The sequence below is a fragment of the Burkholderia sp. ABCPW 14 genome (assembly GCF_001523835.1).
GTDB lineage: Bacteria > Pseudomonadota > Gammaproteobacteria > Burkholderiales > Burkholderiaceae > Burkholderia > Burkholderia mayonis.
Genome location: NZ_LOVS01000181.1, coordinates 1 through 26,694 on the forward strand (window position 1 = coordinate 1; position 26,694 = coordinate 26,694).

A 26,694-nucleotide genomic window follows, 5' to 3' on the forward strand; every position below is an offset into this window, starting at 1 on the left:
CGGCGTCGGCGGTGTCGGCGGTGTCGCCGGTTGCGGCGGTCTCGGCGGTGTCGGCGGTGTCGGCGGTGTCGGCGGGGTCGGCGGTGTCGGCGGTGTCGGCGGTGTCGGCGGTGTCGGCGGTGTCGGCGGTGTCGGCGGTGTCGGCGGTGTCGGCGGTGTCGGGCATCGAAACGCTCGCGTCGATGTCACGCCGAGCACGGCCGACCGGTCGCCCGCGATCCGCGCGAGCGCGCGGAGGACGCCGCTCAATACCGCCGCGACAGGCCGTAAAGCCGCCAGAATTCCGCCGCGTACGACTGCGCAAGCTGCGGCGCGCGATAGAAGACGTTGAAATTGCCCGCCGCGCGCTCGTCGCTCGCCTGTACGAAGCTCGCGGTGCCGAGCACGACCGCGTCGTCGACGACGACGAACGGACCATGCGCATTCGGCACGCGGTCGCTGAGCGCGACGTCGACGCCCGCGCTCGCGAGAAACCCCGCTCCGCTGTACTTCGTCGCGTGCCCCGTCCGGTCGAGCACGACCCGCACGTCGACGCCGCGTCCGCGCGCCGCGCACAGCGCCGCCGCGACGGCAGCCGGCACCGACGCGCCGCCCGCGACCAGCACGCGCGTATGGGCGCGGTGGATCAGCTCGACTTCGATGTCGATCGAGCCGGCGTCGGCATCGAAGTACGCGTCGAGCGCGAGATCGCGCGATGGGATCTGTGCGGCGCGCGCGAATTCGGGCACCGAAGCCGCGCAAAGAAGTGCGCAAACCGAGGAAAAGACGGAAGCGAAACGAACGCGGTATGTCATGGGGCGGCAATTGTAGCCACGTCCAATACCGTTGCAAACCGTTTCGTCGACGAGGCGCGCGCGACGCGTCGCCGCGCGTGCACACGATGCGCGCTAGATGTCGAGATCGACGCGGGAAAGCCACGCGCGCACACCGTCCCACGAGCGGAAATCGGCCAGACTGCGCGCCGGCAGCGCGGGATACGCGGCGGCCGCCATTTCCGCGAGCGCGCGGCCCGGGCCGAGTTCGACGAACGCGCGCGCGCCCGCCTCGACGCAGCCCGCGAGGCATCCGGCCCAGTCGATCGGCTCGGCGATCTGGCGCGCGAGCTTGTCGACGCCGGCATCGACGTCGAGCACCGGCGCGCCGTCAATGCCGGACAGGAGCCGCGTGCCGGCGACGGGTGTGCGCGCAATCCGCGCGCCGGCGAGCGCGGCGCGAAACCGCGGCACCGCCGCGCCGAGCCAACGCGTGTGCGACGCGACGTGGACGGCGACCAGTGCGACGCGCGCCGCGCCTCGCGAGCGCGCGTCCGCGGCGAGCGCGTCGAGCGCCGCGCGCGGCCCGGCGAGCACGTATGCGTCGCCCGGATTGACGATCGCGACCGCGACGCCGTGCGTCGCGCACGACGCGTCGATCACGTCGCGCGACAGGCCGCGCACGAACAGCATCCCCGCATCGCCGTCGCTCGCCGCGTCCATCGCGTGCGCGCGGGCCGCGACGAGATCAAGCGCGGCTCGCGCGTCGACGAGCCCCGCGACGCTCCACGCGGCGACCTCGCCGACGCTGTATCCCGCGACGCAGCGCCGGCGCGGCAGCAGCGCGTCAAGCCGCGTCATCGCGCTCACCGCCTGCAGCGTGCAGACGAGCTGCGCGGCGAAGTTCTCGCGCAACGCGTCGTCGCCGGCGTCGCGCACCCAGTCGCGCGGATCGGCGCCGAGCAGCATGGCCGCGTGCGCGAAGAGCGGCGCGGCTTCCGGCAAGTCGGCCGTCAGCTCGAACATGCCGGCGCGCTGGCAGCCTTGACCCGAGCAGAGAATCGCGATCGTCACGGCAGGCGCTCCGCGTCGCGTGCCGCGACGAACAAGCTCATCGCGAGCAAGTCCGCCGCGCCGCCCGGACTCAGCCGACGCGCAACGAACGCACGGTGCGCGGCGGCCGCGTGCGTGCGCCAGTCGGCCGCGCCCACTCCGCCCCGCTCGAGAAATTCGCACGCGGTCCGCTGCGCGAAACCGAGGCCGTCGCGACCGCCGCGATGCAGCAGATTCGTGTCGTCGACCGCGGCAATCAGCGCGAAGCACGCGTGCACGCGCGCCGCCTCGGCGTCGCCCGGCGCGAGCCGCGCGGCATCGCGCAGCGCCGGCACGCCGACCGCGTAGACGCTCGCGAAACCGCCCGCCGCCTCCGCGCGCGCGCCGCCGACGCCGTAGCAGCGACCCGCGCGTTCACCATGGCTGTCGGCAAGGCGCGGGCCGCCGACGATCTCGCCGCCCCAGCGCGCGGCGACGAGTGCGCCGAGCGTCGCACGGGCGTCTCGCCCGCGTCGGGCCGACGCGCGCAGGCCCGCGGCCGCGCACAGCAGGCCGAGCCCGAAGATCGCGCCGCGATGGGTGTTCACGCTGTCCGTCGCCGCGAGCATCGCGCGCTCCGCGCGCAGGCCGATCTTGCGCAGCGCCGGCATGTCGGCATCGCGCGCGCCCGCTGCGGCGAGTTCGGCGAAGAATGGTTCGAGCGCCGCCGCGCTGTTGTAGAACGTTCCGGCTGTCATGTCGTCGTGACTGCCCGCGTCGACGTGGCTCACGAGGCCCGGCTTCGGCCATGTGTCGATTTCGAGGCGCAGGCAGCGCGTCGCGTGGGCGGCGATGGCATCCGCTGTCGGCGATGCTCGTCGATGCGGCTCGCGTATCGAAGGCTCGGAATGGTCCGATGCGAACCGCGCAGACGATGGATCGGGCGCGCCCGGCTGATCCGAAGGATCTAGTGCGCTCGGCGTATTCCGCATGATCGCCGCATTCGGTGCATTCGGTGCATTCGGTGCATTCGATGCATTCGATGCATTCGATGCATTCGATGCATTCGATGCATTCGATGCATTCGATGCATTCGATGCGTTCGATGCATTCGATGCATTCGATGCATTCGATGCATTCGATGCGTTCGATGCGTTCGATGCATTCGACGCATTCGCCACATTCGACGCATTCGACGCATTCGACGCATTCGACGCATTCGACGCATTCGACGCATTCGACGCATTCGACGCATTCGACGCATTCGACGCATTCAGCAGCGTATCTACCCCGTCCGCTTCGTCAAGCGCGTACGCCGAATCGCCGCGCGTCGCTTCACGCCGGGCCGCCATCCGCGCCACGCATACGCTCCGCTTCATCGCCACGTCTCCAGAAATGCCTCCGGCGCGCACAGCTCGACGCCCGTCGCGGTTTTCATCGCGACCTCATGCTCGCCTGCATGCAGCTCGCGCCAGTTCACGCCTGCGCCGTCGGCGCGCAGCAACTCGCCATCGATGCGCATCGGCGCGTGAGCGTCGAGCTCGGCGAGCGCCGAGAGGAACGACGCGAGCGCCTCGCGCCGCGACGGAACCGGAGACAAAAGCAACGCCGATGCCGATGCCGATGCCGAAGCCGAAGCCGAAGCCGAAGCCGAAGCCGAAGCCGAAGCCGAAGCCGATGCCGATGCCGATGCCGATGCCGATGCCGATGCCGATGCCGATGCCGATGCCGATGCCGATGCCGATGCCGATGCCGTCAGCGACGATACCGGCAAAAGCAAAGGCAACGACGACGAACGCGACGGCATCAGCAAAATATCGAGATCCGAGCGGTCGCTCAGATAACGCAACCCCGTCAGCGTCTGCCACGCGAGGCCGCCGAACACGCGGCAATCGACGCGATGCGCGTCCGCAAGCGCACGCAGCCCTGCGAGCGTCGGCCGCCACGCGGGCGGCGCTTCATGCTCGACGTCGGCGAGCATCGGCAGCGCGCAGACCGCGTCGATATGCTCGCGCGCGGCCGCGAACGCGACGCGCCGCTTCCCCGCCGACGGCGGCAGCGGCAACCCGAGCGGCACGCCCGCATCGCACGGCGAGCGCCGCCGCACAATCAACGGCCAGCCGCGTGCCGCCCAGTCGCGCACGAACGGCAGCGCGTCGACGCCGTCGCGCGCGCCGAGCAGCGCGCGCCACGCGTCGGCGTGCACGCGCACGAGCGTGTGCCGCACGAGCGGCGTATCAGCGGCCGGCGCGCGCGAGCTCATACACGCGTTGCGCGACGTCGGCCGCCACCGGCCGGCCGCCGCGCTCGTGGCCGAGCCGATCGCGCCGGTCGGCGCGATCCGTCGGCCGCGCGACGATCGCGGCCACTTGCTCGGCGAGCGAGCGCGCCGGATCGAGCACGACGTCGACCGCGCCCGTCTTCGCGAAATTGTCGAGCCCCGGCGCGAACACCGCCGTCGACTGCGCCTTCTCGCGCAGCACGTCGACGGGCAGCTTCGTCACGCGCGACATCGCCTGCAAATCCATCACCTCCGGCTGAGCGCCCGGCAGCGCGACGAGCGTGCGCGTCGCGAGCGCCGTCGCGATGAACGCGCCCGCCGCCGCATGCCCGTACAGCAGCCCGATCGTCGGATGGCCGAGCGCGTGCGCGTGCAGCAGGCATTTCGCGAGATGCGCGAGGCACTCGTTCAGGCCGAGCAGTTCGTCTCGCTTGCTCATCCGCTGGCTGTCGCCGTCTACGAGCACGAGGATCGGCGTCGCGTCGCCGCGCCCGATCGTCGCGAGCACGCGGGCGGCGAGCGTGAGCGCGCCGTCGACGCCGAGCGCCGCGCCGCGCGCGACGCCGATCACGTCGACCGCGCGGCCCGCGAGCATGCCGCGCCCTTCGAGCAGACCGTCGGCATCGATCGCGACATCGTGGCCCGACGGAAACAGCGAAGCCAACACGTCATCGAGCGTCATGGCGCACCTCCGTCAGTCGGTCGGCCAACGATGCAAACGCGGCGCCATCGAGCGACGGAATCGCGTCCGCGTCGGGCGCGCCGAGCGCGCGCCACACGTCGAGCGCGTCGCCGCACTCGCCGAAGCGCGCGATGCGCTCGGCGAGCCGCGCATGCTCGGCCGCAAGCGTCGCCGCGCCGAACGCCGCGCCCGCCCGCACGCGCGCGGCGAGCGCGATCGCGGCTTCGCGGAACGCGTCGATCGTATCGTCGACGAAGCGCTCGGCGCCGCCGACGAGCCGACGATGCTTGCCGCCCATCGTCCGCCAGATCAGCGCGCGATCGCGCGAGTCGAACTCGTCGACGCCGCGCCGGCTCTCGATCACCTCCGGCCCGGATACGCCGATGCGCCCCTGTTCGGACACCGCGAGCGCCGAGCAGCACGCGGCGATGATTCCGCCGCCGCCGTAGCAGCCGGCGCGCCCGCCGACGAGCCCGACGACGGGCACGCCCGCCGCGCGCGCGTCGATCACCGCGCGAATGATCTCGGATACCGCGATCTCGCCCGCGTTCGCTTCCTGCAGCCGCACGCCGCCCGTGTCGAACAGGATCAGCACGGGCATCGGGCGCAGCTCGCGCGCCGCGCGCAGCAGGCCCGTCAGCTTCGCGCCGTGCACCTCGCCGAACGCGCCGCCCATGAAGCGCCCTTCCTGCGCGGCGACGAGCACGGGCTCGCCGTCGAGCGCCGCGCGGCCGACGATCATCCCGTCGTCGAGCTGCTGCGGCAGGTCGAAGATCGGCAGATGCGGGCTCGTCAGCCGGTCCTGCGGGCCGATGAATTCCTCGAACGAGCCCGTGTCGACGAGGCCCGCGAGCCGCTGCCGCGCCGACGCCTCGAACCAGCTCGCGCCCGCCGGCGCGACCTTCGGATGTGCCGTCGTGGCCGCCGCGTTCATCGCGCGTCTCCTTCGATCGCGCGCACCGCCTGCGCGAGCCGCAGCGACACCATGTCGGGCCGCGCGCCGCCGTCGTTGACGGACAGGCGCAGCCCGCCCGGCGAGCGGCGCTCGACGAAATCGGCGACGACCGCCTGCCAGACGTCGCCGAAGCCCACGGCGGCCGTACGGATGTCGACTTCGCATTCGGCCTCGGGCAGCACGCGCTCGACGAGCACTTCGAGATTGCCCGACGCGACGACGCCGACGAGCGCCCACGCCGCATCGCCCTTCGCGCGCTCGCGCGCGGTGTGGCGGTAGTTCAACTGTTCCATTGCGAAACGCTCCTCCCCCATTCTCACCAATTGCGGAATCGCGACGGCGGCGCGTACAGGCCGTCCGACCAATGCACGAGATCCTTGATCGAGCGCGCGGCGAGCAGCCGCCGGTCGGCGTCGAGCGGATCGATGCCGAGATCCTCCGGGCGCCGGATCACGCCGCGCTCGCGCAGCCGCTCGACGAGCCTGCGGTCGCGCCCGCGGCCGATCTCCGTGTAGCCGGCGACGCCGCGGATCGCATGCTCGCGCTCGTCGGCGTCGCGGCACAGCAGCAGGTTCGCGACCCCTTCCTCGGTCACGACGTGCGTGACGTCGTCGCCGTACACCATCACCGGCGCGAGATCGAGCGACAGCCTGTCGGCGAGCCGCAGCGCGTCGAGCTTCTCGACGAACATCGGCGCATTCCGTTCGCCGAACGTCTCGCCGATCTGGACGACGAGCTTGCGCCCGCGCCGCAGCGCCGCGGGCGTCGCCGGATCGGCCTCCTCGCCCGCCTTGATCCACGGCTCGCTCGGATGACGCCGCCCGCGCGCGTCGCTGCCCATGTTCGGCGCGCCGCCGAAGCCCGCGATCCGCTCGGCCGTGACCGTCGACGAGTGACCCGCGAGATCGATCTGCAGCGTCGAGCCGATGAACATGTCGCACGCGTAGAGGCCCGCCGCCTGGCAGAACGCGCGGTTCGAGCGCAGCGAGCCGTCGACGCCGGTGAAGAAGATGTCGGAGCGCGCGCGAATGTAGTCGTCCATCCCGACTTCGGAGCCGAAGCAATGGATCTGCTCGACCCAGCCGGATTCGATCGCGGGAATGAGCGTCGGATGCGGGTTCAGCGCCCAGTGCGTGCAGACCTTGCCCTTCAGCCCGAGCCGCTCGCCGTAGGTCGGCAGCAAGAGCTCGATCGCCGCCGTGTTGAAGCCGATCCCATGATTGAGACGCTTCACGCCGTAGCGCGCGTAGATGCCCTTGAGCGCCAGCATCGCGGTGAGGATCTGCGTCTCGGTGATGCCGGCCGGATCGCGCGTGAAGAGCGGCTCGACGTAGAACGGCCGCCCCGCTTCGACGACGAAGTGCACGCGGTCGCCCGGAATGTCGACGCGCGGCACGCGATCGACGATCTGCTCGACCTGCGCGATCACGACGCCGTCCTTGAACGCGGTCGCCTCGACGACGGTCGGCGTGTCCTCAGTGTTCGGTCCGGTGTACAGGTTGCCGTCGGCGTCCGCGCTCACCGCGGCGACGAGCGCGACGTGCGGCGTCAGATCGATGAAGTAGCGCGCGAAGAGTTCGAGATACGTGTGCACCGCGCCGAGCTCGATCTTGCCGCCGAACAGGAGCTTCGCGATCCGCTGCGACTGCGGGCCCGAGTATGCATAGTCGAGCCGCTTCGCGATGCCGCGCTCGAACACGTCGAGATGCTCGGGCAGCACGACGCCCGACTGCACCATGTGAAGATCGTGCACCGTCGCGCTGTCGACGGCGGCGAGCGCCGCGGCGAGGAGGTCCGCCTGCTTCTGGTTGTCGCCTTCGATGCAGACGCGGTCGCCCGGCCGCAGCACCGCTTCGAGCAGCGCGGTCGCGTCGCGCGCGGCCACCCGCTTGTGCCGCGCGAGCGGCGCGGCCGCCGCGAGGCGCGCGGCGCGCGCGTCGCGGGCGTCGCGGGCGTCGTTCCATCCCGTCATGGAGTCGTCTCCTGCGAAGTCTGTCCGGTGGGTTCTGCGGCATTGTAAGCCGCACCGCCGCCGCGATTGATGAAGTTGCGCGATGCGACTCAGTGGCGCCGGCGATGGATCGGCGAGCGCGGGGGCGCATGCGCGCGGCCGCGCTTGCGCCATGCGCGGCGAACGATCCCGCGGCGCGGCTGCATCGAACGGTCGCTATGCTGCGCGCGCCGTGTTTGCCGTGTTTGCCGTGTTTGCCGTGTTTGCCGTGTTTGCCGTGCTTGCCGTGCTTGCCGTGCTTGCCGTGTTTGCCGTGTTTGCCGTGCTTGCCGTGCTTGCCGTGCACGTCGAATGCTCACGCAACGCTCCGCCCTTCGCCTTCACGCCGCGAAACCGCACGCACCCGCAATTCCGCAGCATCGCCGCGAGCGATTTCGCACGGCGTCACGCGCCCACCGCCGCCTTCGTCGCGAAGAACAGCAGCGACGGCCCGAGCAGGCAGCCAACGCCCGTATGGAACGTCGCGATCAGCGCGCCGTAAGGCACGAGCCGCCGGTCGGTCGCCGCGAGTCCCGCGCTCACGCCGCTCACGGTGCCCGCGAGCCCGCCGAAGATCATCGCCGCGCGCGGCGTGCGCAGCCCCATGAAGCCCGCCGCGAACGGCGTGCCGACCATCACGATGATCGCCTTCACGAGCCCTGTCGCAATGCTGAGCGCGATCACGTCGGAGCTCGCGCCGATCGCCGCGCCCGTCACGGGCCCGACGATGTACGTGACGGCGCCCGCGCCGATCGTCGTCATGCTGACGGCGTCCGAATAGCCGAACGCGTGCGCGACGCTCGCGCCGACGACGAACGGCAGCACGGTGCCGAGCAGCAGCGACGCGACGCCGATGAGCCCCGCCTTGCGCGCCTCGGCGGGCTGCACTTCGAACGCGGTCGCGACGATCGCGAAGTCGCGCAGCATCGCGCCGCCCATCAGGCCGACGCCCGCGAAGAACGGCACGTCGGCGATTCCCTTCTCGCCGCCCGTGTACGCGCCGCCGACGTACGCGAGCGCGAGGCCGATCAGGATCGCGATCGCCGAGCCGTGCACGCGGCCGAACGTGAGCCGCCTCGACAGCGCCGCCGACGCGAACATGATGCAGCCGACGAGCGCGAACGACGCGACGAGTCCGTTGTGCGCGATGATTTTTTCGAGCATATCGATCATGGCCGCCTCCCGCTCAGTTCTCTTCGGGTTGCGGCAGCGCCGACAGCGCGGTCGCGTCGTGGCCGACGCGCGCGAGCGCCGCGATGCAGACCGCGCACACGGCGACCGCGCCCGCTGCCGACAACAGCGCGACGGGTCCGCCCTTCAACGCGGCGACGACGTTCTGATTGGCCGCCATCGCGACGACGACCGGGATATACATCGCGCCCCAGAACGCGATGCCGGACTCGGTCTCCTTCGGCAGCCAGCCGCGCCGATGCAGGTAGAGCCGCAGGCCGATGAGGAGCAGCATCGCGATGCCGACGCCGCCGACGTTGGTCTTCGCGCCGATCGCGGCGCCCAGTAGATCGCCGAGGAAGAGCCCGGCCAGATGGCAGAACGCGAGCAGCGCGGTTCCGTAGATGATCATGCTTGTCTCCTGATTCCTGATGATGGATCGTCGCGGCGTGGGCGCCGCGGCCCGGCGGCTCGTCGTGCGAAGCGCGTTCTCGGGCGGCGATGGCGATAGCGTGAAAGACCTGGCGGCCCGCCGCGCCGGGTTGCCGTAGACTGGCGGCGGCGGCAGGCCGTCGCCGGCGCGCCCGCGAACGGGCGGCGCGACGGCTCGGCCAAGCACATCGTAGTCCCGCCGCTTGCGGCCATTTATGAAGTTGTCGAATTCGATTCAGTGGGTTTATCAATGCGTCCGTTACCGCCTGAACTGCTGCGCAGTTTCGTCGCCGTCGCGCAGACGGGCAGCTTCACCGCCGCGTCCGAGCGCGTGAACCTGTCGCAATCGACGGTGAGCCAGCACATCCGCCGCCTCGAAGAGCTGCTCGACCGGCCGCTCTTCGAGCGCGACACCCGCAACGTGCGGCTCGCGCCGAACGGCGAGGCCCTGTTCCGCTATGCGGTGCGCATCCTCGAATTGATGGACGAGGCCGTCGCGTCGGTCTGCGGGCCGCCGCTGTCGGGCAAGGTGCGGCTCGGCTTGTCGGAGGATTTCGCGTTGACGCACCTGACGGCCGCGCTCGTGAGCTTCGTGCAGCGCAATCCGGAAGTCGAGCTCGAGATCGCGACGGGCTTGTCCGGCGATCTGTTCGTCGCGCTCGACGCCGGCCGGCACGATCTCGTGTTCGCGAAACGGATTGCGGGCAGCCGTCGCGGGCGCGTGATCCGCACCGAGCCGCTCTACTGGTGCACGGGCCCCGATTCGCCGCTCACGGGACGCGAGCCCGTGCTGCCGCTCGCGCTGCATCCGGAACCGAGCGTGTCGCGCCGGCGCGTGCTCGACACGCTCGAAGCCATCGGACGGCCGCACCGGATCGCGGTCGCGAGCAGCAGCATCGCGGTACTGCGCGCGGCGGCGAGCGCGGGGCTCGGCATCAGCGCGTTCGCCGGATACGTGATCCCGCACGGGCTCGCGAAACTCGAAGCCGATCTGCCGCCGCTCGGCGATCTCGAATACGTGATCGACCGGCCCGCGAACGCGTCGCGCCCGGCGCTCGCGCTCGAGGCGACGCTCGTCGCGGCCGCGCACGAGTTCTAATGGAAAAGAGTGGGCCGCGTGTCGATTCCCCGGTCGGCCCCGCATGAAACGACTCGACGTGAATCGACTCGACGTGTGCCGGCGATGTCGCGACCACGTCGATGTTTCGATCGCACCGGCCGCGACAGCCCGCAAGCGAGCCAGCAAGCAGGCCGACAATCAGGGAACCTAACGGCCGGCAATCGGCAATCGGCAATCGGCAATCGGCAATCGGCAATCGGCAATCGGCGTCCGGCGTCCGGCGTCCGGCGTCCGGCGTCCGGCGTCCGGCGTCCGGGCCGAACGATAATCGAGCCGATTACGGACCGCTCGTGTGCGCATCCGCGCACGCGATCCGTCCCAATCTTCGGCGGCGCCGCACGTCGAATACCCGGTCCGAACCGCGCCACAAGCCGCCTGCACGGCCCTCGCCCGCTGCCTGACCAAATCGTCATGATGCGGTCATCGTCCGCTCAGGCGCCCCTCTTCAGAATGCGACTCACCGGAAGACGAAGTCACGACGCTTCGCCACCCGATCCCGTCCCCTTTTCTGGAGCTTTCGATGAATACGCTACGCTTTCTCGTCACGGCGGCCGCCATCGCCACGTCCGTGATGACCGCGACGCCGGCGCTCGCATCGACATCCGATGCGTCGCAAGGCAAGACGCGTGCACAAGTGCGCGCGGAGCTGATCCAGGCATACCGCGACGGCGTGATCCCGACGTCGGACGGCGACTATCCGCCGAGCCAGGCGACGATCGACGCGAACCGCGCGCGCCTCGCGGCGGCCAATCCCGCGTGGGCGCGGGAACAGCAGTAATCGCACGCCGGGTCGCCCGCGCGCGAACGCGACGCGATACGGCCCGGCGTCGCCGGCGCGCGTCCGGCCGCCGATCGGCGGCGCTCAGGGCAGGAAGCTGTCGCGCCGCGCGTCGATCAATTCGACGAGCAGACGATCGCGCTCCGCGCCGAGTTCGGCCATCGAGCGCGCGCCCTGGATCTCGCGCAGCGCGTCGATCAGCTTGCGGTCGACGTCGGGCGAGAACGACGGCGTGCCGAGATCGTTCCACCACGTCGTCATCGGGCCCGACAGGTGCTCGAGGAAATGTGCGATGCCGCCTTCGCCGCCGCCGAGATGGTAGACGAGGTTCTGCCCCATCAGCCCCCAGCGCAGTCCCGGCCCCCACGACACCGCCTTGTCCGCATCCCCGACGCTCACGACGCCCTCGCCGACCAAGTGATACACCTCGCGAAAGAGCGCCGCCGCGAGCCGGTTCGCGACGTGGCCCGCCATCTCCTTGTTGAGCACGATCGTCACTTTGCCGAGGCCGTCGTAGAAGCGCTTCGCTTGCGCGATCGCGTCGGCCGACGTCGCCGCGCCGCCGACCAGCTCGACGAGCGGAATCAGATGCGGCGGATTGAACGGATGCGCGACGAGACAGCGCGCCGGATGCGCGTCGCATGCGCTCTGGATGTCCGACATCCGGAGCCCCGACGAACTCGACGCGACGAGCACGTGCGCGGGCAGCAGCGCGTCGATCCGGCGATACAGGTCGCGTTTGAGGTCGAGACGCTCGGGGCCGTTCTCCTGCACGAAGTCCGCGCCGTCAAGCGCGGCGTCGAGCGTCGGTTCGAACGCGAGCCGTGAAGCGAGCGTCGCGGCGCGCTCGCCGAGAAAATTCGCGAGCGCGGCGTCGAGCCGCGTGCGGGCGTCGGGCGCGGGATCGGTGACGGCGACGTCGAAGCCCTTCGACAGATAAAACGCGGTCCAGCTCGCGCCGATCACGCCGGCGCCGACGACGGCGATCCGTTGAATCTTCATGGGCGATGTCTCCTTGGTTTTCGAATGCGCGGACGATTGTCGCATCGAACGGCGACGGCTGCGCGCGGGGCGCGTGCGCAAGGGCCAACGCGCGCGCCGGGAGGAGGGCGGCTCGTGCGCGCGTGCGTCGGATCGGAGAGCGAGCATGCCGTCGCGCGGCGCTCGCGTAGGTCGATGCGTCTTCGGCTCTTCGACGCGCGGGCGGTGCGACTTCGGCGCGCCGGTTGTGCGAGCCGGCCGTCGCGCGATGGGCGCGAGCGCTGCGATTGCGTAACGCCGGTTCGCAGTGTCGAACACCATGCCGCTGTCGCGCGCGGGCCATCGGCCATCGTCCGGCAACGACGCGCGGACGGCACTTGCGCATCGCCATCTGCCGAATGCGTACAGGTCGCACATGCGCTTCCGTCGAACGAAAAAAACCGCATGAACGCCGAAGCGTCATGCGGCTTTTCGTTCCATTCACGCGTTCGGTGCGTTCGTCACGCGCCGCGTCCGTCGCGGCTCGCGCCGAACGCAGCGTGCCCCGCCCCGTCGATCACGCTGCGAGCCGCGCCTCGATCTTCGCCTTCGTCTCGGCGAGCGCGCTCGGCAGCCGCGCGCTCAGCTTGTCGAATAGCTCCGCGTGCAGCGCAAGCTCGTCGCGCCATTCGGCCGGGTCCATCGACGTCACCTGCTCGAACTGCGCGGGCGAAAACGCAAGCCCCGCCCAATGCAGATCCTCATAGCGCGGCGTGAAACCGAACGCATGCTCGACGCCCGCGCCCCGGCCTTCGATACGGTCGAGCATCCACTTCAGCACGCGCATGTTCTCGCCGAAGCCCGGCCACACGAAGCGGCCGTCCGCATCCTTGCGGAACCAGTTCACGCAATAGATCTTCGGCAGCGCCGCGCCCGCCGCCGCGAGCTTCCCGCCGAGCGACAGCCAGTGCGCGAAGTAGTCGCTCATGTTGTAGCCGCAGAACGGCAGCATCGCGAACGGATCGCGCCGCACGACGCCCTGCTGCCCCGCCGCCGCCGCGGTCGTCTCCGAGCCCATCGTCGCCGCCATGTAGACGCCCTCGACCCAGTCGCGCGCCTCGGTGACGAGCGGCACCGTCGTCGAGCGGCGGCCGCCGAAGATGAACGCGTCGATCGGCACGCCGGCCGGGTTCTCCCAGTCGTCGTCGATCGACGGACACTGCGACGCGGGCGCCGTGAAGCGCGAGTTCGGATGCGCGGCCTTCCTGCCGGTTTCGCGGCCGATCTCGGGCGTCCACGCGTTGCCCTGCCAGTCGGTGAGCCGCGCGGGCGGCGTGTCGGTGAGCCCTTCCCACCAGACGTCGCCGTCTTCCGTCAGCGCGACGTTCGTGAAGATCACGTTCTCGGTGAGCGTCGCGAGCGCGTTCGGATTCGTCTTCGCGCCCGTGCCCGGCGCGACGCCGAAGTAGCCCGCCTCCGGATTGATCGCGTAGAGGCGTCCGTCCTTGCCCGGCTTGAGCCACGCGATGTCGTCGCCGATCGTCGTCACGCGCCAGCCTTCGAAGCCCTTCGGCGGGATCAGCATCGCGAAGTTGGTCTTGCCGCACGCGGACGGGAATGCCGCGGCGATGTGATATTTCCGGCCCTCGGGCGACGTCACGCCGAGGATCAGCATGTGCTCGGCGAGCCAGCCTTCGTCGCGGCCCATCGTCGACGCGATGCGAAGCGCAAAGCATTTCTTGCCGAGCAGCGCATTGCCGCCGTAGCCGGAGCCGAAGCTCCAGATCTCGCGGGACTCGGGGAAATGCACGATGTACTTGGTCGGATTGCACGGCCACGCGACGTCTTGCTCGCCCGCGGCGAGCGGCCGCCCGACGCTGTGCACGCACGGCACGTATTGGCCGGCTTCGCCGAGCGCGTGGAGCACGTCGCGCCCCATGCGCGTCATGATCCGCATGTTGACGACGACGTACGGGCTGTCCGACAACTCGACGCCGATGTGCGCGATCGGCGAGCCGAGCGGCCCCATCGAGAACGGCACGACGTACAGCGTGCGGCCGCGCATCGCGCCTCGAAACAGGCCATTCAGCGTCGCGCGCATTTCGGCGGGCGCGATCCAGTGATTGGTCGGGCCGGCGTCGTCGCGCTGCTCGCTGCAGATGAACGTGCGGTCCTCGACGCGCGCGACGTCGGACGGATCGGACAGCGCGAGAAACGAGTTCGGCCGCTTCGCCGGATCGAGGCGCACCATCGTGCCCTGCTCGACCATCGCGTCGCAGAGGCGGTCGTATTCCGCTTGCGAACCGTCGCACCAGACGACGCGATCCGGCTCGGCCAGTTCCGCGATCCGCGTGACCCAGTCGATCAGGCCGCGGTGCTTCACGTATTCGGGAACGTCGATCGGAATGGTGCGCGTCGCCGCGACCACGTTGCTTCGGGTCATGAAAGTGTCTCCGTGTTGTAGAACCAGAATGCTGCGCGTGCGCGGCGCGACGACGCGCGCGACGGCGGGCGTAGCGACGCTACGCGATGGCTGGGGGCGACGCATGCGCGAACGCGCATTGCGGGCGTCACACTCAACGTTCCGACTCCCAAAATCGTGGAGCGTTCGTTTTTTTTAGGGTTGGGAACGACTGTATCGCCAAGCTTGCTCATGCACCTGCCATACGATCAAGGTGATAGGCAGCATACCATCGCGATGCGCGCCGCGGCGCTGCGCTGCAGCAAGACACGACTGCCGCGCGCGGGCGTGCGATTCCGCCTCGACGAACGCGCGCCGGGCCGCTCGGCGAACGCAATCGGAATAATCCAGCATGCGGCGAACGCGGGTTTTTACCGATGCGAGCGCGCGGTTCGGCAAGCACGTCGGCGGCGGCGCGGTTCGGCCATGTGGAAACGATATGTGTGCGGTGGGCAACACATGTGAGGATTCGCGATTCGGGGCGCGCAATCGCCTTCGATGTCGATGTCGATGTCGATGTCGATGTAAGCAATCGTTTCGTCGCGTGAAGCATCGCCGCTCGAAGGTCGAGCGGCGATGCTTGCGTATCCGGAGGAATACAAGCATCTCCACGAACGTCCACCTCGCCGATCGTGATCCCGATACGTGCGACAAGCGGCACGGCGATCGCAATGCGCACCCTCCCCCGGCCTCAGCACCGCGATAGGTTCGCTCGAACATTCGTCGTGGTCTCATCGCGTTCGCGACGGATTCGATACCAGTTCGGTTCGGACGAGCGCGCTTTCACAACAGACATGCGCCATCGCAGCGGAGCCGCAGTGGTTACCGCCATGCACAAACAAGCGTAGCGACAATTGGAGACGCGACAGCACCAGTCGCGTCTCGGGCAACATCCGCATCATCGGCTCCGTCGCCTGACGGCGCGCTCGTCCGCTGCACGGCGTTGAACACTTCGCGACGACGGCCGCGTCAGTTCGCCGCGTCGTCGCGTCACGCCCTTTCGCTACACGCGTGCGCCCATGCACGGCGCGCTTGCGCGCATTCTCGGCATTGGCCGTGCGCATGTTCGTCGCACTCGCACGCCCTCCTCGCGGATTTCCGCGCGCAGACGGCAAATGTCACCCGCCCAGCCGTAGCGCTGCGCGATCGCCCCGAATGGGAACCGGAAAATCGGTGCGCAATCGGCGGCGGCGGGCCTGATGCAGACGGCAAGGCTCGGCGGAAATCGTGTTGCTGTGCGCATGCGGGCGCATGTGTCGCATGTGTCGCATGCGGCACATGCGGGCTTCGCATCGTTTGTTCATCGTCGGCTCTGCCCCGTCCGATATCGATGTTCGCGAGCGGCGCAAGCCGCGCACCCGACGCGACGACGCCGCGACACTGCGACACCGCGACACTGCAACACCGCATGATGCGCGAAACCGGTCCCGACTTCGCGCATGCGTCGCTTGCCGCGCGACGTCGACGACAGACGGTTTGCCCTCTGCCGAACGGATCGTCGAACGCCTCTTGAAATCGCCCTTGCCGCGCCTATCTTCGAAACGCCGACGCAGCCGCACCCGCGCGCTGCATGTTTCGACCGATTTGCAGCGGCCAGGCAAACGAACCGGTACGTATGGACCGGCGCGTTCGCAGGCCTCGTTCCAGGAGGACACGACCATGAGCGATTTCCATTTCGGCACCGATCTCTTCAGCGAATTCGATCGTCTGCATCGACAGATGACGAACCTGTTCGGCGGCCTCCCTGCCAGCATTCGCGCGAGCCGATTGGGCGCATTCCCGCCGCTCAACGTGGGCACCACCGACGATTCGATCGAAATCGTCGCGTTCGCGCCCGGCATGCGCGCCGCCGATTTCGACGTGTCGATCGACAAGGGGCTGTTGACGATCAGCGGCGAGCGCAAGTCCGCGCAAAGCGCGGAAGGCGATGCGCGCGCCTACGCACAGGAGCGTTACAGCGGCGCTTTCCGCCGCGTCGTCGAGCTGCCCCAGCACGCCGATCCCGACAAGGTCCAGGCCCGCTACGAAAACGGCTGCCTGTCGATCAGCGTCGGCAAGCGCGAGACGTCGAAGCCGCGCGCGATCACCGTTCAATAAATCCCGTCACCCTCGGATCAAGGAGTCGATCGTGAACACCAGCAATCCAGTCGCAGACCCAGACCGTCAAGCCGCCGCGCCGGTTCGCCGCGATGCGGGCGCCGCGCCGCGCACGATCACGGTCACGCCGGCTGTCGACATATACGAAGACAAGCGTGGCGTGACGCTATGGGCCGACCTGCCCGGCGTTCCGAAGGAGCGCCTCGAAGTGAAGGTCCACGATGGCCATCTGTCGATCGACGCGCACGCGGCGCCGCCGATGCCGGCGGGCCTGCGCGCGCATCACGTCGAAGTGCGCGAACCGCATTTCGCGCGCACGTTCCAGTTGAGCGCGGACTTCGACACGTCGAAGATCGAGGCGAATCTTCAGGATGGCGTATTGCAGCTGACGATTCCGCGCCGCGGTGAAGCGCGTCCGCGGCGCGTCGAGGTGAAGTGACGTTGTCTCGAACGGAAACGCTCGCTGCCGCATGTACGCGCGGCGGCGAGCGCACCGAGCGGGCCGCTTCACGGCCCGCTCGGTGTTCGTGCCCGTCGAAACACGAGCAACCTAGCGAGAGACCCGCTCGATCAGTTCCTCGTCGCAGACCACGCTTCCGAGCGCAGGCGCTGCGGGGTCCGAACGCTCGGGAGACGACGCTTCGGTTTCGACGCGTGCGGCGGGTGTCGCTGTGACTGTCGCTGTTGCGGCAGCCGCAGGCTCGGCGGCTGCCGCTGCAGGCGCCGCTGCCGCGTTCGTCGTGTAGTGCTTGAGAAAGCACCGCATCGCATGGCTCACGCCCATGCTGTTGATCTCGCGCAGATCGTTTTCGTAATAACGTCCCGCGTTGAAGCTGCCGGTGATGATCTCGTACGACGGGAAGTAGTCGACCCAGTCGAACTCGTTGCAGGCCATCTCCGCCGCGACTCTCAACACCGATTTGCTGTACGTCGTCGCGACAAGCGCGTTCCTGTTCTCGTAGGTCGCGACAAGCGGCACCGGCGACACCGTCAGCAACACGTTGACGCGCGGATTCACTTCCTTGAGCTGGACGAGGAACGAGCGCAGGTCGCCCGCGACGTCGAACACGCTCAGGTTCGTGAAGCGATACGCCGCGTCGTCGTAGACGCCGCCCGCGACGCCCGGCGCGAGCGGAAACACTTCGCCGTACGCGCGGTTCGACCAGCTTTCAGTCAGACCCAGCGTGAACACGAAAACGTCCGACTCGACGAACATCGTCTTCACGTGCTGCAGATGCTCGGCGCGCGCGTCGGCGACCGCGCTGCTGCTGTCATGCCCTTCGGGCGTGACCGTCGGCCGGAACGCGTCGACGTAGCGCCCGTCCGCCCGCTGCCATGCGACCTCCATTTTCGCGCGCCGCCCCATCGCCTCCTCGAAGAGCTGTAGCAGCTGACGCACCGTATAGAGGTTGCCGAAGCGCGCGGAAAACACGCCGTAGCCGAGCCGCGCGCGGTCGTCGGCTGGCAGATGCGCCCCCGCCTCCGGCACGAAATAGTTGAAGCCGATGCCGGACAGACGCCGCGAGATGTGCTGCGCGAAGCAGCTGCCGGCCGTGCTCACCTTCTGCGCGGCGCCGATCGTGAATCTCGGCTCGACGACCGGATCGAACGCGTGCATGTCGACGTTCGCGACCGCCTTGCGCCAGAACTGGTGCGGCGGAAGATGCTCGTAGGGATTCGTCACAGTGCGGCCTCGATGGTTTGCAGCGCGCTCGCGAGATGCGGGCTGTTGCCGAGCAACTGGTCCTTGTCGAAGTTCGAATACGCCGCGAACGATCCTTCGATGAATTCTTCGAGGGTCAGCAAGGTGTAGTTCATCCCCTTGAACAGATAATTTCCCCGTCCGGCGCCGAAGCGCTCCGCGAGTTCCGGGAAAACAGGGTAGACGGGGCCTTGCACCAACGTGTCGTGCGGAACGATGCCCGAATCGATCACGCGATCGCCGGCGACCTTCGTCGCGACCTTCAGCGCGACGTCGTAGAGCGCGTGCGCCTTCGGATGATTCATGCTGTGCATGAACGCGCCACCGCGCACCCACTTGCTCAATTCGGGGGCGAGATCCAGGCCGTGTTCCGCATACCTGTCGAGCAGAAACGTCCTCTCGATGTCCCACAGCGCGAAATAGCGGAGTGCCTCATAGGTTTTCTCGTTGAAGAACGTTTTCGTCTGCGCCACCGTGCAGCCCAATTTATATGCGGCAAAAATTATCGTCGAATGGTAATCGTCGAGCGGCGTTTTTACCGATTTCCCATCGTGAAAGACGTTCTGCAAATCCGGGTGATATGCACGGAATTGAATGGCCGGCAGCAGCGTTACATTCGGCAACGCGAAAAAATCAACGATCCCTAACTGCTGGATTTCCGGATTGACAATTATTTGATCGTAAGTTGCGACTTGCTGCCGCCAGAAATCCGAATTGGCCTGAAAGCCCCAGTAATCGCACGCATCAACTTTCACATGAGGGCAAATCATAGATAGCGACTGCATGACGCCAACAGTCTGACAATTCGATATGACCAGCCACTTTTCTTTCACAGCGCTTCTCTTTGAAATAATGTTGAATGGCACCTACCTTGCAGCGGTCATCTTACATCAGAGGAAAATTATCTATTTTTCAAATAAATTAATGGTATGAAGCTGCTGCAATGCAATATAAGCGTTAATGGAAGCGGTTCCCCGCCGCATCGCCATTGACGCGTCCGACTCAGTCGGGCGAATTGATTCAATTTTCCTGAGGAACCCGGAGATGCGGATTCCGAATCATCCTCTTCTCCGCGATGCCGAGGAAACATTCGATGCCCGCGTTTTCGCAGCAAACGTGCAACGTTCCGCCCGGCCACGCTTGACGAACGATCGGAGGAATACGAGCATATTGCCCCCTTCGATCATCGGGTTTACCGCCTCCCCCTCAACACCCATCGCATGCATTCCGTAAGAGTGTCACAAACACCAGACGCTTCGGTTAAAATGCCGCGAACCGATTTTGCGCGACCTTTCTTGGGGGGAAAATGGATATCCGCAATGGAGCTATTGCGTCGCATAACAAAATCAATATCGGCTGCGGCTACGACAAGCGGCCGGACTATCTGAACGTCGACATGGACCCGACGTGCCAGCCCGACATCCTGATTACCGACAACAATTTGAGTGAGCTGCCGCGCAAGCAATTCAGCGAATTGCTCGCCAAGGACGTCATCGAGCACATTCCGCGCGCCGAGACGGCGAACGCGATTCTCGAATGGGCCGATCTCATCGCGCCGGGTGGCGCGCTCAACCTCGAGACATCGAGCATCCTGGGTGTCGCCGAACTGATCCGGCAGCATCAGAACTACGCCGATCAGGAGAAATTCACGAGCTTCCTGTTCGGCAATCAAGTCCACGCGGGCGACTTTCACTACACGGGCTTCACCGAATCGACGCTGAAGGCGCATGTCATCGCCGCCGGTTTCGAGATCGACGAATTCAAGCTCGTGGATCGCTGGCTCTTCGCCGTGCGCGCGTCGAAGCAGACGGACTGGACACGCCTGATCGAGACGACTGCCGGCGAACCCAACCGGGCATTCATCGACATCGCCTATCGCGAGATCCTGTTTCGCGAGCCTGAGGCGTTCTTCTTCGAAATCGACCTCGCCGCGCTCGACGGCGGCACGTACACGCGACGCGATTTCCTGAAGAAGCTCTACGCGAGCGAGGAGCGCCGTCTGCGCGTCGCGATGCGGCACGGTCTGTAGCCGCGCGCTTGCGCGCTCGCCGCGGCCCGCCGCGGCTTTTCTTTTGCCGCCCCGCATAAGACAATGAGCCGCCGTGCCGCCGCTCAATCCGCTTTTCATCGATGAAACGTTACGAAACGCTCGCCCGCGTGATGGCCGACGACATCCGGTCCGGCAACATCGCAGCCGGCGCGCGCATGCCGTCGCTGCGCCAGATGATCGCCCAGCATCGCGTCAGCCAGTCGACGGTGTTTCGTGCGTACTACCTGCTCGAGCAGTGGGGCTTGATCCGCGCGCGCGAACGCTCGGGCTACTACGTCGCGCAGGCGAGCGCCGGCGCGAACCCGGGCCGCGCGGCGCCGGCAGGCCGGCACACACGCGACGCCGCGCCCGTCGAATCGCGCAAGGTCGACATCAGCGATCTCGTGTTCTCCGTGCTGGAAGCCGCGACGCATCCGGGCATCGTGCCGCTCGGCTCCGCGTTTCCGTCGCCGCACCTGTTTCCGCTGCCGCGCCTCGCGAAATCGCTCGCGCAAGCAACGCGGCTCGTGAGCCCGTGGAGCACCGTCGTCGATCTGCCGCCCGGCAACGAGCAGTTGCGCCGCCAGATCGCGCTGCGCTACCTCGGCATCGGCGTATCGCAGCCGATCGACGAGATCGTCGTGACGAACGGCGCGCTCGAGGCGCTCAATCTCTGCCTGATGGCCGTCACGCGTCCCGGCGACGTGGTCGCCGTCGAGGCGCCCGGCTTCTATGCGGCGCTGCAGGCGATCGAGCGGCTCGACCTGCGCGCGGTCGAGATTCCGGTCGATCCGCGCACGGGCCTCGACCTCGACGCGCTCGCCGCGGCGCTTGATCGCCACGACGTGCGCGCGTGCTGGTTCATGACGAACTTCCAGAATCCGACGGGCGTCACGCTGCCGATCGACAAGAAAAAAGCGCTCGTCCATCTGCTCGCCACGCGCGAGGTGCCGCTGATCGAAGACGATGTCTACGGCGAGCTGCACCACGGGCCGGACTATCCGCTGCCCGCGCGCGCATTCGACAAGCACGGGCTCGTCATGCACTGCAGCTCGTTCTCGAAGACGCTCGCGCCCGGCTATCGGATCGGCTGGGCGTCGGCCGGCCGCTTCGCCGAAAAGGTGCAGCGGCTCAAGTTGATGACGACGCTGTCCGCGAGCATTCCCGCGCAGGCCGGCATCGCCGATTATCTCGAGCACGGCGGCTATGACCGGCATCTGCGCAAGCTGCGCGGCGCGCTGCGCGCCCAGATGGAACGGATGAACGATGCGCTGATGCGCCGCCTGCCGCCCGACGTGCACTGGACGCTGCCCGACGGCGGCTATTTCCTGTGGCTGGCGTTTCCCGACGCGATCGACGCGATGGAACTGCATCGCGAGGCGATCCGGCGCGGCGTCAGCGTTGCGCCGGGTCCGCTCTTCTCCGCCGCGCACGCGTTCGAGCGCTGCGTGCGGCTCAACTTCGGCCATCCGTGGAGCGCTAGCGTCGACGACGCGATCCGCATCGTCGGCGAGCTTGTCGCGCAGCCGTCCGTGCGCAAGCGGCGCTGACCGCCCGCGCACACGGTATCGGGCGCCCGTGCGGCGGGCCGGCCCCGCACTCAGTGCATCATCGTGGTCGCGATCTTCGCCATCGCAAACAGAAAGCCGCCGAAGCAGGCGGCGAGCATGACCGCCATCACCGGCACCCAGGGCAGCTTCACCGACGCGAGATCGGCCTGATGCTCGGCCCCCTTGCGCACGCCGAAGAAGCTCCACAGCACCATTCGCAACATTCGCAACATTCTCGCCAGACCCATCGCCATCCTCCACAATCGCGGCCAACCGAATCGAGCCGCTCGTCATGCGCACCACGATAGCCGCGCGCGTCGACCGATGAAAGCAGCAGTTCGCGCCTGTTTTCGCGCAGCAGCGCCACCGCTCGCCGCCGCTCGTCACCGCTCGTCACCGCTCGGCTGCCGCTTCAATGCCGCTGCGCCGCCTTCTCGCGAATCCCGCGCCTCGGCCACGCCTCCGCATCTGCTGCGCAAGATTCGCCCGAATCTGCTGCTTGTTTCGCGCAGCCGCGCTCCCTACTCTTTGAGACCTTCGCGCCGCCGCCGCGGCGCATCACGATCGACGCGCCTTGCCGCGCGTCCTGCCCACCGCATTTTTCAGCCATGTACCGATACACCGAGTTCGACAAGGCGTTCGTGCGCAGCCGCGCCGCCCAGTTTCGCGATCAGATCGAACGCTGGCAGCGAGGCGCGCTGACCGAGGACGCGTTCCGCCCGCTGCGGCTGCAGAACGGCTGGTACGTGCAGCGCCACGCACCGATGCTGCGCGTCGCGGTGCCGTACGGCGAGCTGTCGAGCGCGCAGATCCGCGTGCTCGCCCGCATCGCGCGCGACTACGACGTGCCGGACCCCGCGCTCCACCGCGCCGCATGCGATGCGCAAGCGCGGCTCGGCACCGTGCGCCTGCCGACGCGCACCGCGCACTTCACGACCCGCACGAACGTGCAGTTCAACTGGATTTCGCTGTCGAAGGCGGCCGACGTGATGGATCTCCTCGCGACCGTCGACATGCACGGCATCCAGACGAGCGGCAACTGCATCCGCAACATCTCGTGCGACGAGCGCGCGGGCGTCGCGCCCGACGAAATCGCCGATCCGCGGCCGTTCGCCGAAGTGATGCGCCAATGGACGACGCTGCATCCCGAATTCGCGTTCCTGCCGCGCAAGTTCAAGATCGCGATCACCGGCGCGGCCGAGGATCGCGCGGCGACCGACTGGCACGACGTCGGCCTGAAGCTCGTGCGCGACGCGGCGGGCGAGCTCGGCTTTCGCGTGAGCGTCGGCGGCGGCATGGGGCGCACGCCGATGACGGCGACGCTCCTGCGCGCATTCCTGCCGTGGCGGCACGTGATGAACTACATCGAGGCGCTCGTGCGCGTCTACAACCGCTACGGCCGCCGCGACAACAAGTACAAGGCGCGCATCAAGATCCTCGTGAAAACCGAAGGCCGGCGCTACATCGACGACGTCGACGAAGAGTTTCGGCAGATCGTCGAGCACGACGGCGGGCCGCACACGATTCCGCAGGCGGAATTCGATCGCGTGAGCGCGTCGTTCGTGCCGCCCGTGCTGCCGCGGCGATCGGTCGATGTCGATGTCGATGTCGATGTCGATGCCGCGCTCGCGCGCGTGCGAATGCTCGCCGACACCCTGCCGGCGTTCGCGCGCTGGCTCGAGCGCAACGTCGCGCAGCACAAGGATCCTGCGCTGCGGATCGTCACGCTGTCGTTCAAGCGCCCGCTCCAGGCGCCCGGCGACGCATCGCCCGAGCAGCTCGACACGCTCGCCCACCTCGTCGAGCGCTTCTCCGCCGGCGAGGCGCGCGTCACGCACGCGCAGAACGTCGTGCTGCCGTGGGTGCACGTCGGCGATCTGCATTCGCTGTGGAAAGCGGCGCGCGACGCGGGCCTCGCGAGCGCGAACGTGCGCCTCCTGACCGACATGATCGCGTGCCCCGGCGGCGACTTCTGCGCGCTCGCGAACGCGCGCTCGATCCCGATCGCCGACGCGATCGCCGAGCGCTTCGACGATCTCGACGAGCTGAACGACATCGGCGACGTCGACCTGCACATCAGCGGCTGCATCAACTCGTGCGGACACCATTACAGCGGCCATATCGGCATTCTCGGCGTCGACAAGGACGGCGACGAGTGGTACCAGGTGACGCTCGGCGGCTCCGACGGCACGGCAGCGAGCGGCCCCGCGCAGCCGGGCAAGGTGATCGGGCCATCGTTCTCGGCGGAGGAGATCGTCGACGTCGTCGACGCGATCGTCACGACCTATCTGCGCGTGCGGCGGCCCGAAGCGGGACGCCGCGAGCGCTTCATCGACGCGTACCGGCGCGTCGGCCCGGAACCCTTCAAGGCGGCCGCGAACGCGGCGCGCCATCTCGCGACGAGCGCCGCATGAATCCGCAGAACCGCCTCCGCTTGCTGACCGCGAGCGCCCACGACGAAGAGACGCGCGCCGCGCCGGCGAGCGGCGACGCGACGCTCGCCGTGTCGAACGACGAGGATCTGACGCCGCTCGCGGCGCGCATCGCGCACGCGACGCGCATCGACCTGCATTTTCCGGCGTTCACCGACGGTCGCGCATACAGCCAGGCGTATCTGCTGCGCAAGCGCTTCGGCTTCACGGGCGACCTGCGCGCGACGGGCGACGTGCTGATCGATCAATTGCTTCAGATGGAGCGGATGGGCTTTTCGAGCGCAGTGCTCGCCGACGACGCCGACGCCGACGCCGCGCGGCGGCAGCTCGAACGGTTTGCCGGGTTCTATCAGCGCGGCGTATCGGCGCAAGCAAACGCGCATTCGTGCGCGACGGATGGCGCTGCGCCGGATCGCGCGAACGGATAACGAAATCCGCGCCGATGAAAACGCCCGGCCTCCGGCGCATTCGGCCGATTCGCCGCCGGCAAGCGACGGCCGTGTCCGGATCGTCGACAACACCGCGGGGGCCGCCGGATTGAACGCGGCGCCCGTTGCGGAGCGACTGCCCGTCGTGCGCAGAACGATGCGGGCACAGCGCCTGCATATGGGCCCCGCGTCGCGCCGTCAGTCGCGGCGAATTCGCGCGGCGGACGTGCGTCGGTTCCGATGAACCGGCGTCGCGCCTTGCGTGCCGCGGCGCGATCATTCGCTTCGAAAGGCATGCGAAAGAACGGCGCGTGCCGGTTACGATCGCGGCTTCATGCTGCCGCGCACCAAGAAAAACTATAATAGTCGGCTCGCCATGCCACATCGCGTCGGCTGACACGGCGCGCGGAAGGCCGCGCGGATCGCCGCTCCGATTCGCTCGCGCGCCCGCGCCGATCGGCAGCGTCGAGCCCGGGCGTCTTGCCCGGGCCGGGTCGCACGGCACGTGGCCGGCCCCTTTGAATTACACCATGCACAACCGATTCCGACCGTTCCTCGTCCCGTCCGCCGTTGCGATCGCGACCGTGCTGTCTGCCTGCTCGTCCGCACCCAAGCCCTTGTATCAACAGGAGCAGTTCGACGCGACCGCGAGCCCGTATGCGCGCACGTTCCACGAAAAATCGGCCTTGACGTGCGAAGCCGCGCGCCGCGCGCTGCTGAGCCAGGGCTACATGGCGAGCGCGACGCGCCCGGATGCGGTCGACGGCAGCAAGAACTTCCAGCCGAGCAACGACTCGCACGTCGTCATCGAATTTCACGTCGTCTGCGCGGACGCCGACATCGACGGCGCGTCGAGCATCGCCTACGTGAACGCCGTGCAGGACCGCTACTCGCTGAAGAAGAGCAACACGTCGGCGAGCGTCGGCCTGAGCGTGTTCGGCTCACTGTCGCTGCCGATCGGCTCGAGCGACGACGCGATGGTCAAGATCGCAAGCGAGACCATTCCCGCCGGCGTGTTCTACGAGCGCTTCTTCAATCTCGTCGACCACTTCCTGAAGATCGATCCGACGCGGCGCGACAAGGCCGCGGTCAAGGCGGCCGAAAAGGAACGCGTCGCGCCGCTGCCGGAGCCGGCGGAGACGGCCGAAGGCGCGCCGATGAAACTGAAGACGCCGGCCGTGCCGACACCGCCGGCGGAGCCCGTGCATCCCGCTTCCGAGGGGGCGTCGACGGCAGCGTCGATGCCAGCTGCGGCGTCGGCTCCCGCGACGGCATCCGTGCGCGCGCCGAAGTCCGCGCAGGCGCCCGCTTCCACGCCTGCGGCAACGTCGGCTCCGACGTCCGCGCCGACCACGGCTTCGGCTCCGGCGTCTGCTTCCGCGCCTGCCGCAGCCTCAGCTCCGACGTCTGCGCCCGCGCCGGTATCGGCTCCTGCGCCGGCGTCCGCACCTGCCCCCGCGCCTACCACGCCCCCTTCGTCGTCGATCACGCCATCGGTGACGCCCGTGGTGTCGTCGTCTCAATCGGCGAAGCTGTCGGCATCGGCGTCGCCGATCGCGCCGTCGACCACGTCGACCAACGCGCCCGTCCCGGCAGAGTCGGCGCAGACGGAGGCCGCCACGCCGACAGCGGCGGGGGGCGGGGGGCCCGCCCCCACACCCCGCCCTGAACCCCCTCCCACCCCGTCAGCAGATCCGGCACCAGCGCGACCGGAACCCGCAAGCCGTACTGCAGCCCCACCTGCATCGCGTTGCGCGCGCCGTAATACCGCCGCTGCCACGAATGGTGCATCGCGCTCAGCTCGAACGGCCCCACCCGGTGCCGCCGGCGCGCGCCGATCCGG

Annotated in this window: 24 protein-coding genes and 2 pseudogenes; 10 read left to right on the forward strand and 16 right to left on the reverse strand. The window is 68.4% G+C overall.

The genetic code is table 11. From position 1 onward, the window contains the following. Nucleotides 1-245: 245 nt before the first annotated feature. The 8 genes from WS62_RS27445 to mdcA all read right to left on the reverse strand — a co-directional run bounded on the left by WS62_RS27445 (nucleotide 246) and on the right by mdcA (nucleotide 7,674). Nucleotides 246-794 (reverse strand): phospholipase D-like domain-containing protein, encoded by a 549-nt coding sequence (locus WS62_RS27445; RefSeq protein WP_066577597.1) that lies wholly within the window; start codon nucleotides 792-794, stop codon nucleotides 246-248. Nucleotides 795-887: 93 nt separating this feature from the next. Next, entirely contained in the window at nucleotides 888-1,826 is a 939-nt protein-coding gene (gene mdcH, locus WS62_RS27450) for a malonate decarboxylase subunit epsilon (RefSeq protein ID WP_066577599.1), read from the reverse strand. Continuing rightward, nucleotides 1,823-3,163 (reverse strand): triphosphoribosyl-dephospho-CoA synthase MdcB, encoded by a 1,341-nt coding sequence (gene mdcB, locus WS62_RS27455; RefSeq protein WP_156441165.1) that lies wholly within the window; start codon nucleotides 3,161-3,163, stop codon nucleotides 1,823-1,825. The genes mdcH and mdcB overlap by 4 nt, the downstream gene beginning before the upstream one ends. Continuing rightward, nucleotides 3,160-4,047, reverse strand: coding sequence for a malonate decarboxylase holo-[acyl-carrier-protein] synthase (gene mdcG, locus WS62_RS27460; RefSeq protein WP_066577601.1), 888 nt, complete (start codon nucleotides 4,045-4,047; stop codon nucleotides 3,160-3,162). The genes mdcB and mdcG overlap by 4 nt, the downstream gene beginning before the upstream one ends. Then, complete coding sequence (gene mdcE, locus WS62_RS27465; RefSeq protein WP_066490490.1) at nucleotides 4,022-4,747, reverse strand: biotin-independent malonate decarboxylase subunit gamma; 726 nt, start codon at nucleotides 4,745-4,747, stop codon at nucleotides 4,022-4,024. Before mdcE ends, mdcG begins: the two co-directional genes overlap by 26 nt. After that, nucleotides 4,734-5,681 (reverse strand): biotin-independent malonate decarboxylase subunit beta, encoded by a 948-nt coding sequence (locus tag WS62_RS27470; RefSeq protein ID WP_066577604.1) that lies wholly within the window; start codon nucleotides 5,679-5,681, stop codon nucleotides 4,734-4,736. Before WS62_RS27470 ends, mdcE begins: the two co-directional genes overlap by 14 nt. Next, nucleotides 5,678-5,995, reverse strand: a complete 318-nt coding sequence (gene mdcC / locus WS62_RS27475) for a malonate decarboxylase acyl carrier protein (RefSeq protein ID WP_066577607.1) — start codon at nucleotides 5,993-5,995, stop codon at nucleotides 5,678-5,680. The genes WS62_RS27470 and mdcC overlap by 4 nt, the downstream gene beginning before the upstream one ends. A gap of 23 nt (nucleotides 5,996-6,018) precedes the next feature. Beyond that, complete coding sequence (gene mdcA, locus WS62_RS27480; protein ID WP_066577610.1) at nucleotides 6,019-7,674, reverse strand: malonate decarboxylase subunit alpha; 1,656 nt, start codon at nucleotides 7,672-7,674, stop codon at nucleotides 6,019-6,021. 82 nt (nucleotides 7,675-7,756) lie between these two features. Here mdcA and WS62_RS38490 point away from each other — a divergent pair, with 82 nt between their 5' ends. Next, entirely contained in the window at nucleotides 7,757-8,194 is a 438-nt protein-coding gene (locus WS62_RS38490) for a hypothetical protein (protein WP_066577615.1), read from the forward strand. On the opposite strand, the gene madM is transcribed toward WS62_RS38490, so the two are convergent. Both madM and madL read right to left on the reverse strand, forming a co-directional pair. Then, nucleotides 8,098-8,865, reverse strand: a complete 768-nt coding sequence (madM, locus tag WS62_RS27490; protein ID WP_066577617.1) for a malonate transporter subunit MadM — start codon at nucleotides 8,863-8,865, stop codon at nucleotides 8,098-8,100. The two genes, WS62_RS38490 and madM, sit on opposite strands and share 97 nt — an antisense overlap. Before the next feature lie 13 nt (nucleotides 8,866-8,878). Further along, the gene (gene madL / locus WS62_RS27495; protein ID WP_066577619.1) at nucleotides 8,879-9,274 is read right to left on the reverse strand and encodes a malonate transporter subunit MadL; all 396 of its coding nucleotides are present in this window, start codon (nucleotides 9,272-9,274) and stop codon (nucleotides 8,879-8,881) included. 258 nt (nucleotides 9,275-9,532) lie between these two features. On the opposite strand from madL, the gene WS62_RS27500 reads away from it, so the two are divergent. Beyond that, entirely contained in the window at nucleotides 9,533-10,393 is an 861-nt protein-coding gene (locus WS62_RS27500; RefSeq protein ID WP_197422938.1) for a LysR family transcriptional regulator, read from the forward strand. 541 nt (nucleotides 10,394-10,934) lie between these two features. Continuing rightward, nucleotides 10,935-11,192: a DUF4148 domain-containing protein gene (locus tag WS62_RS27505; RefSeq protein WP_066577628.1), complete on the forward strand. Its 258-nt coding sequence runs from the start codon at nucleotides 10,935-10,937 to the stop codon at nucleotides 11,190-11,192. A gap of 84 nt (nucleotides 11,193-11,276) precedes the next feature. Here WS62_RS27505 and WS62_RS27510 read toward each other — a convergent pair whose 3' ends face one another. Both WS62_RS27510 and WS62_RS27515 read right to left on the reverse strand, forming a co-directional pair. Beyond that, complete coding sequence (locus tag WS62_RS27510) at nucleotides 11,277-12,194, reverse strand: 3-hydroxyacyl-CoA dehydrogenase NAD-binding domain-containing protein (protein ID WP_066577658.1); 918 nt, start codon at nucleotides 12,192-12,194, stop codon at nucleotides 11,277-11,279. Between the two features lie 535 nt (nucleotides 12,195-12,729). Further along, complete coding sequence (locus WS62_RS27515) at nucleotides 12,730-14,595, reverse strand: phosphoenolpyruvate carboxykinase (GTP) (RefSeq protein WP_066577630.1); 1,866 nt, start codon at nucleotides 14,593-14,595, stop codon at nucleotides 12,730-12,732. A 1,677-nt stretch (nucleotides 14,596-16,272) separates the two neighbouring features. Here WS62_RS27515 and WS62_RS27525 point away from each other — a divergent pair. Both WS62_RS27525 and WS62_RS27530 read left to right on the forward strand, forming a co-directional pair. Beyond that, a complete protein-coding gene (locus WS62_RS27525) occupies nucleotides 16,273-16,710 on the forward strand; it encodes an Hsp20/alpha crystallin family protein (RefSeq protein ID WP_066577634.1) in 438 nt (145 codons plus the stop codon). A 31-nt stretch (nucleotides 16,711-16,741) separates the two neighbouring features. After that, nucleotides 16,742-17,149 (forward strand): Hsp20/alpha crystallin family protein, encoded by a 408-nt coding sequence (locus WS62_RS27530; RefSeq protein WP_066577636.1) that lies wholly within the window; start codon nucleotides 16,742-16,744, stop codon nucleotides 17,147-17,149. A 111-nt stretch (nucleotides 17,150-17,260) separates the two neighbouring features. Here WS62_RS27530 and WS62_RS27535 read toward each other — a convergent pair whose 3' ends face one another. Together WS62_RS27535 and WS62_RS27540 are read right to left on the reverse strand one after the other, a co-directional pair. After that, on the reverse strand, nucleotides 17,261-18,394 hold the full coding sequence (locus tag WS62_RS27535; protein ID WP_066577637.1) for a GSCFA domain-containing protein: 1,134 nt from the start codon (nucleotides 18,392-18,394) through the stop codon (nucleotides 17,261-17,263). Next, on the reverse strand, nucleotides 18,391-19,245 hold the full coding sequence (locus tag WS62_RS27540; RefSeq protein WP_197422939.1) for a WcbI family polysaccharide biosynthesis putative acetyltransferase: 855 nt from the start codon (nucleotides 19,243-19,245) through the stop codon (nucleotides 18,391-18,393). The genes WS62_RS27535 and WS62_RS27540 overlap by 4 nt, the downstream gene beginning before the upstream one ends. Nucleotides 19,246-19,718: 473 nt before the next feature. On the opposite strand from WS62_RS27540, the gene WS62_RS27545 reads away from it, so the two are divergent. After that, a complete protein-coding gene (locus tag WS62_RS27545; protein ID WP_066577641.1) occupies nucleotides 19,719-20,441 on the forward strand; it encodes a class I SAM-dependent methyltransferase in 723 nt (240 codons plus the stop codon). Between the two features lie 101 nt (nucleotides 20,442-20,542). Further along, on the forward strand, nucleotides 20,543-21,991 hold the full coding sequence (locus WS62_RS27550) for an aminotransferase-like domain-containing protein (RefSeq protein ID WP_066577642.1): 1,449 nt from the start codon (nucleotides 20,543-20,545) through the stop codon (nucleotides 21,989-21,991). Nucleotides 21,992-22,041: 50 nt separating this feature from the next. Here the strand turns inward: WS62_RS27550 and WS62_RS27555 are convergent, their stop codons facing one another. Further along, entirely contained in the window at nucleotides 22,042-22,245 is a 204-nt protein-coding gene (locus tag WS62_RS27555; RefSeq protein ID WP_082721344.1) for a DUF2970 domain-containing protein, read from the reverse strand. 354 nt (nucleotides 22,246-22,599) lie between these two features. Between WS62_RS27555 and WS62_RS27560 the strand changes: the two genes are divergently transcribed. The 3 genes and pseudogenes from WS62_RS27560 to WS62_RS39095 form a co-directional block, all read left to right on the forward strand. Next, nucleotides 22,600-24,405, forward strand: coding sequence for a nitrite/sulfite reductase (locus WS62_RS27560; RefSeq protein ID WP_066577644.1), 1,806 nt, complete (start codon nucleotides 22,600-22,602; stop codon nucleotides 24,403-24,405). Then, nucleotides 24,402-24,851, forward strand: coding sequence for a DUF934 domain-containing protein (locus WS62_RS27565; RefSeq protein WP_066577649.1), 450 nt, complete (start codon nucleotides 24,402-24,404; stop codon nucleotides 24,849-24,851). Before WS62_RS27560 ends, WS62_RS27565 begins: the two co-directional genes overlap by 4 nt. Before the next feature lie 731 nt (nucleotides 24,852-25,582). Then, a pseudogene (locus WS62_RS39095) lies at nucleotides 25,583-25,846 on the forward strand (DUF2242 domain-containing protein); the annotation flags it as partial. Between the two features lie 670 nt (nucleotides 25,847-26,516). On the opposite strand, the pseudogene WS62_RS38920 reads toward WS62_RS39095, so the two are convergent. Continuing rightward, nucleotides 26,517-26,694, reverse strand: a pseudogene (locus WS62_RS38920) (glycosyltransferase family 2 protein); the annotation flags it as partial.

Bases quoted from the DNA above. Each gene is read 5' to 3' on its own strand.
- WS62_RS27445 (WP_066577597.1), bottom strand. From the start codon at position 794: ATGACATACCGCGTTCGTTTCGCTTCCGTCTTTTCCTCGGTTTGCGCA.
- mdcB (WP_156441165.1), bottom strand. From the start codon at position 3,163: ATGAAGCGGAGCGTATGCGTGGCGCGGATGGCGGCCCGGCGTGAAGCG.
- mdcG (WP_066577601.1), bottom strand. From the start codon at position 4,047: ATGAGCTCGCGCGCGCCGGCCGCTGATACGCCGCTCGTGCGGCACACG.
- mdcE (WP_066490490.1), bottom strand. From the start codon at position 4,747: ATGACGCTCGATGACGTGTTGGCTTCGCTGTTTCCGTCGGGCCACGAT.
- WS62_RS27470 (WP_066577604.1), bottom strand. From the start codon at position 5,681: ATGAACGCGGCGGCCACGACGGCACATCCGAAGGTCGCGCCGGCGGGC.
- mdcC (WP_066577607.1), bottom strand. From the start codon at position 5,995: ATGGAACAGTTGAACTACCGCCACACCGCGCGCGAGCGCGCGAAGGGC.
- mdcA (WP_066577610.1), bottom strand. From the start codon at position 7,674: ATGACGGGATGGAACGACGCCCGCGACGCCCGCGACGCGCGCGCCGCG.
- WS62_RS38490 (WP_066577615.1), top strand. From the start codon at position 7,757: ATGCGACTCAGTGGCGCCGGCGATGGATCGGCGAGCGCGGGGGCGCAT.
- madM (WP_066577617.1), bottom strand. From the start codon at position 8,865: ATGATCGATATGCTCGAAAAAATCATCGCGCACAACGGACTCGTCGCG.
- madL (WP_066577619.1), bottom strand. From the start codon at position 9,274: ATGATCATCTACGGAACCGCGCTGCTCGCGTTCTGCCATCTGGCCGGG.
- WS62_RS27505 (WP_066577628.1), top strand. From the start codon at position 10,935: ATGAATACGCTACGCTTTCTCGTCACGGCGGCCGCCATCGCCACGTCC.
- WS62_RS27510 (WP_066577658.1), bottom strand. From the start codon at position 12,194: ATGAAGATTCAACGGATCGCCGTCGTCGGCGCCGGCGTGATCGGCGCG.
- WS62_RS27515 (WP_066577630.1), bottom strand. From the start codon at position 14,595: ATGACCCGAAGCAACGTGGTCGCGGCGACGCGCACCATTCCGATCGAC.
- WS62_RS27525 (WP_066577634.1), top strand. From the start codon at position 16,273: ATGAGCGATTTCCATTTCGGCACCGATCTCTTCAGCGAATTCGATCGT.
- WS62_RS27545 (WP_066577641.1), top strand. From the start codon at position 19,719: ATGGATATCCGCAATGGAGCTATTGCGTCGCATAACAAAATCAATATC.
- WS62_RS27550 (WP_066577642.1), top strand. From the start codon at position 20,543: ATGAAACGTTACGAAACGCTCGCCCGCGTGATGGCCGACGACATCCGG.
- WS62_RS27555 (WP_082721344.1), bottom strand. From the start codon at position 22,245: ATGGCGATGGGTCTGGCGAGAATGTTGCGAATGTTGCGAATGGTGCTG.
- WS62_RS27560 (WP_066577644.1), top strand. From the start codon at position 22,600: ATGTACCGATACACCGAGTTCGACAAGGCGTTCGTGCGCAGCCGCGCC.
- WS62_RS27565 (WP_066577649.1), top strand. From the start codon at position 24,402: ATGAATCCGCAGAACCGCCTCCGCTTGCTGACCGCGAGCGCCCACGAC.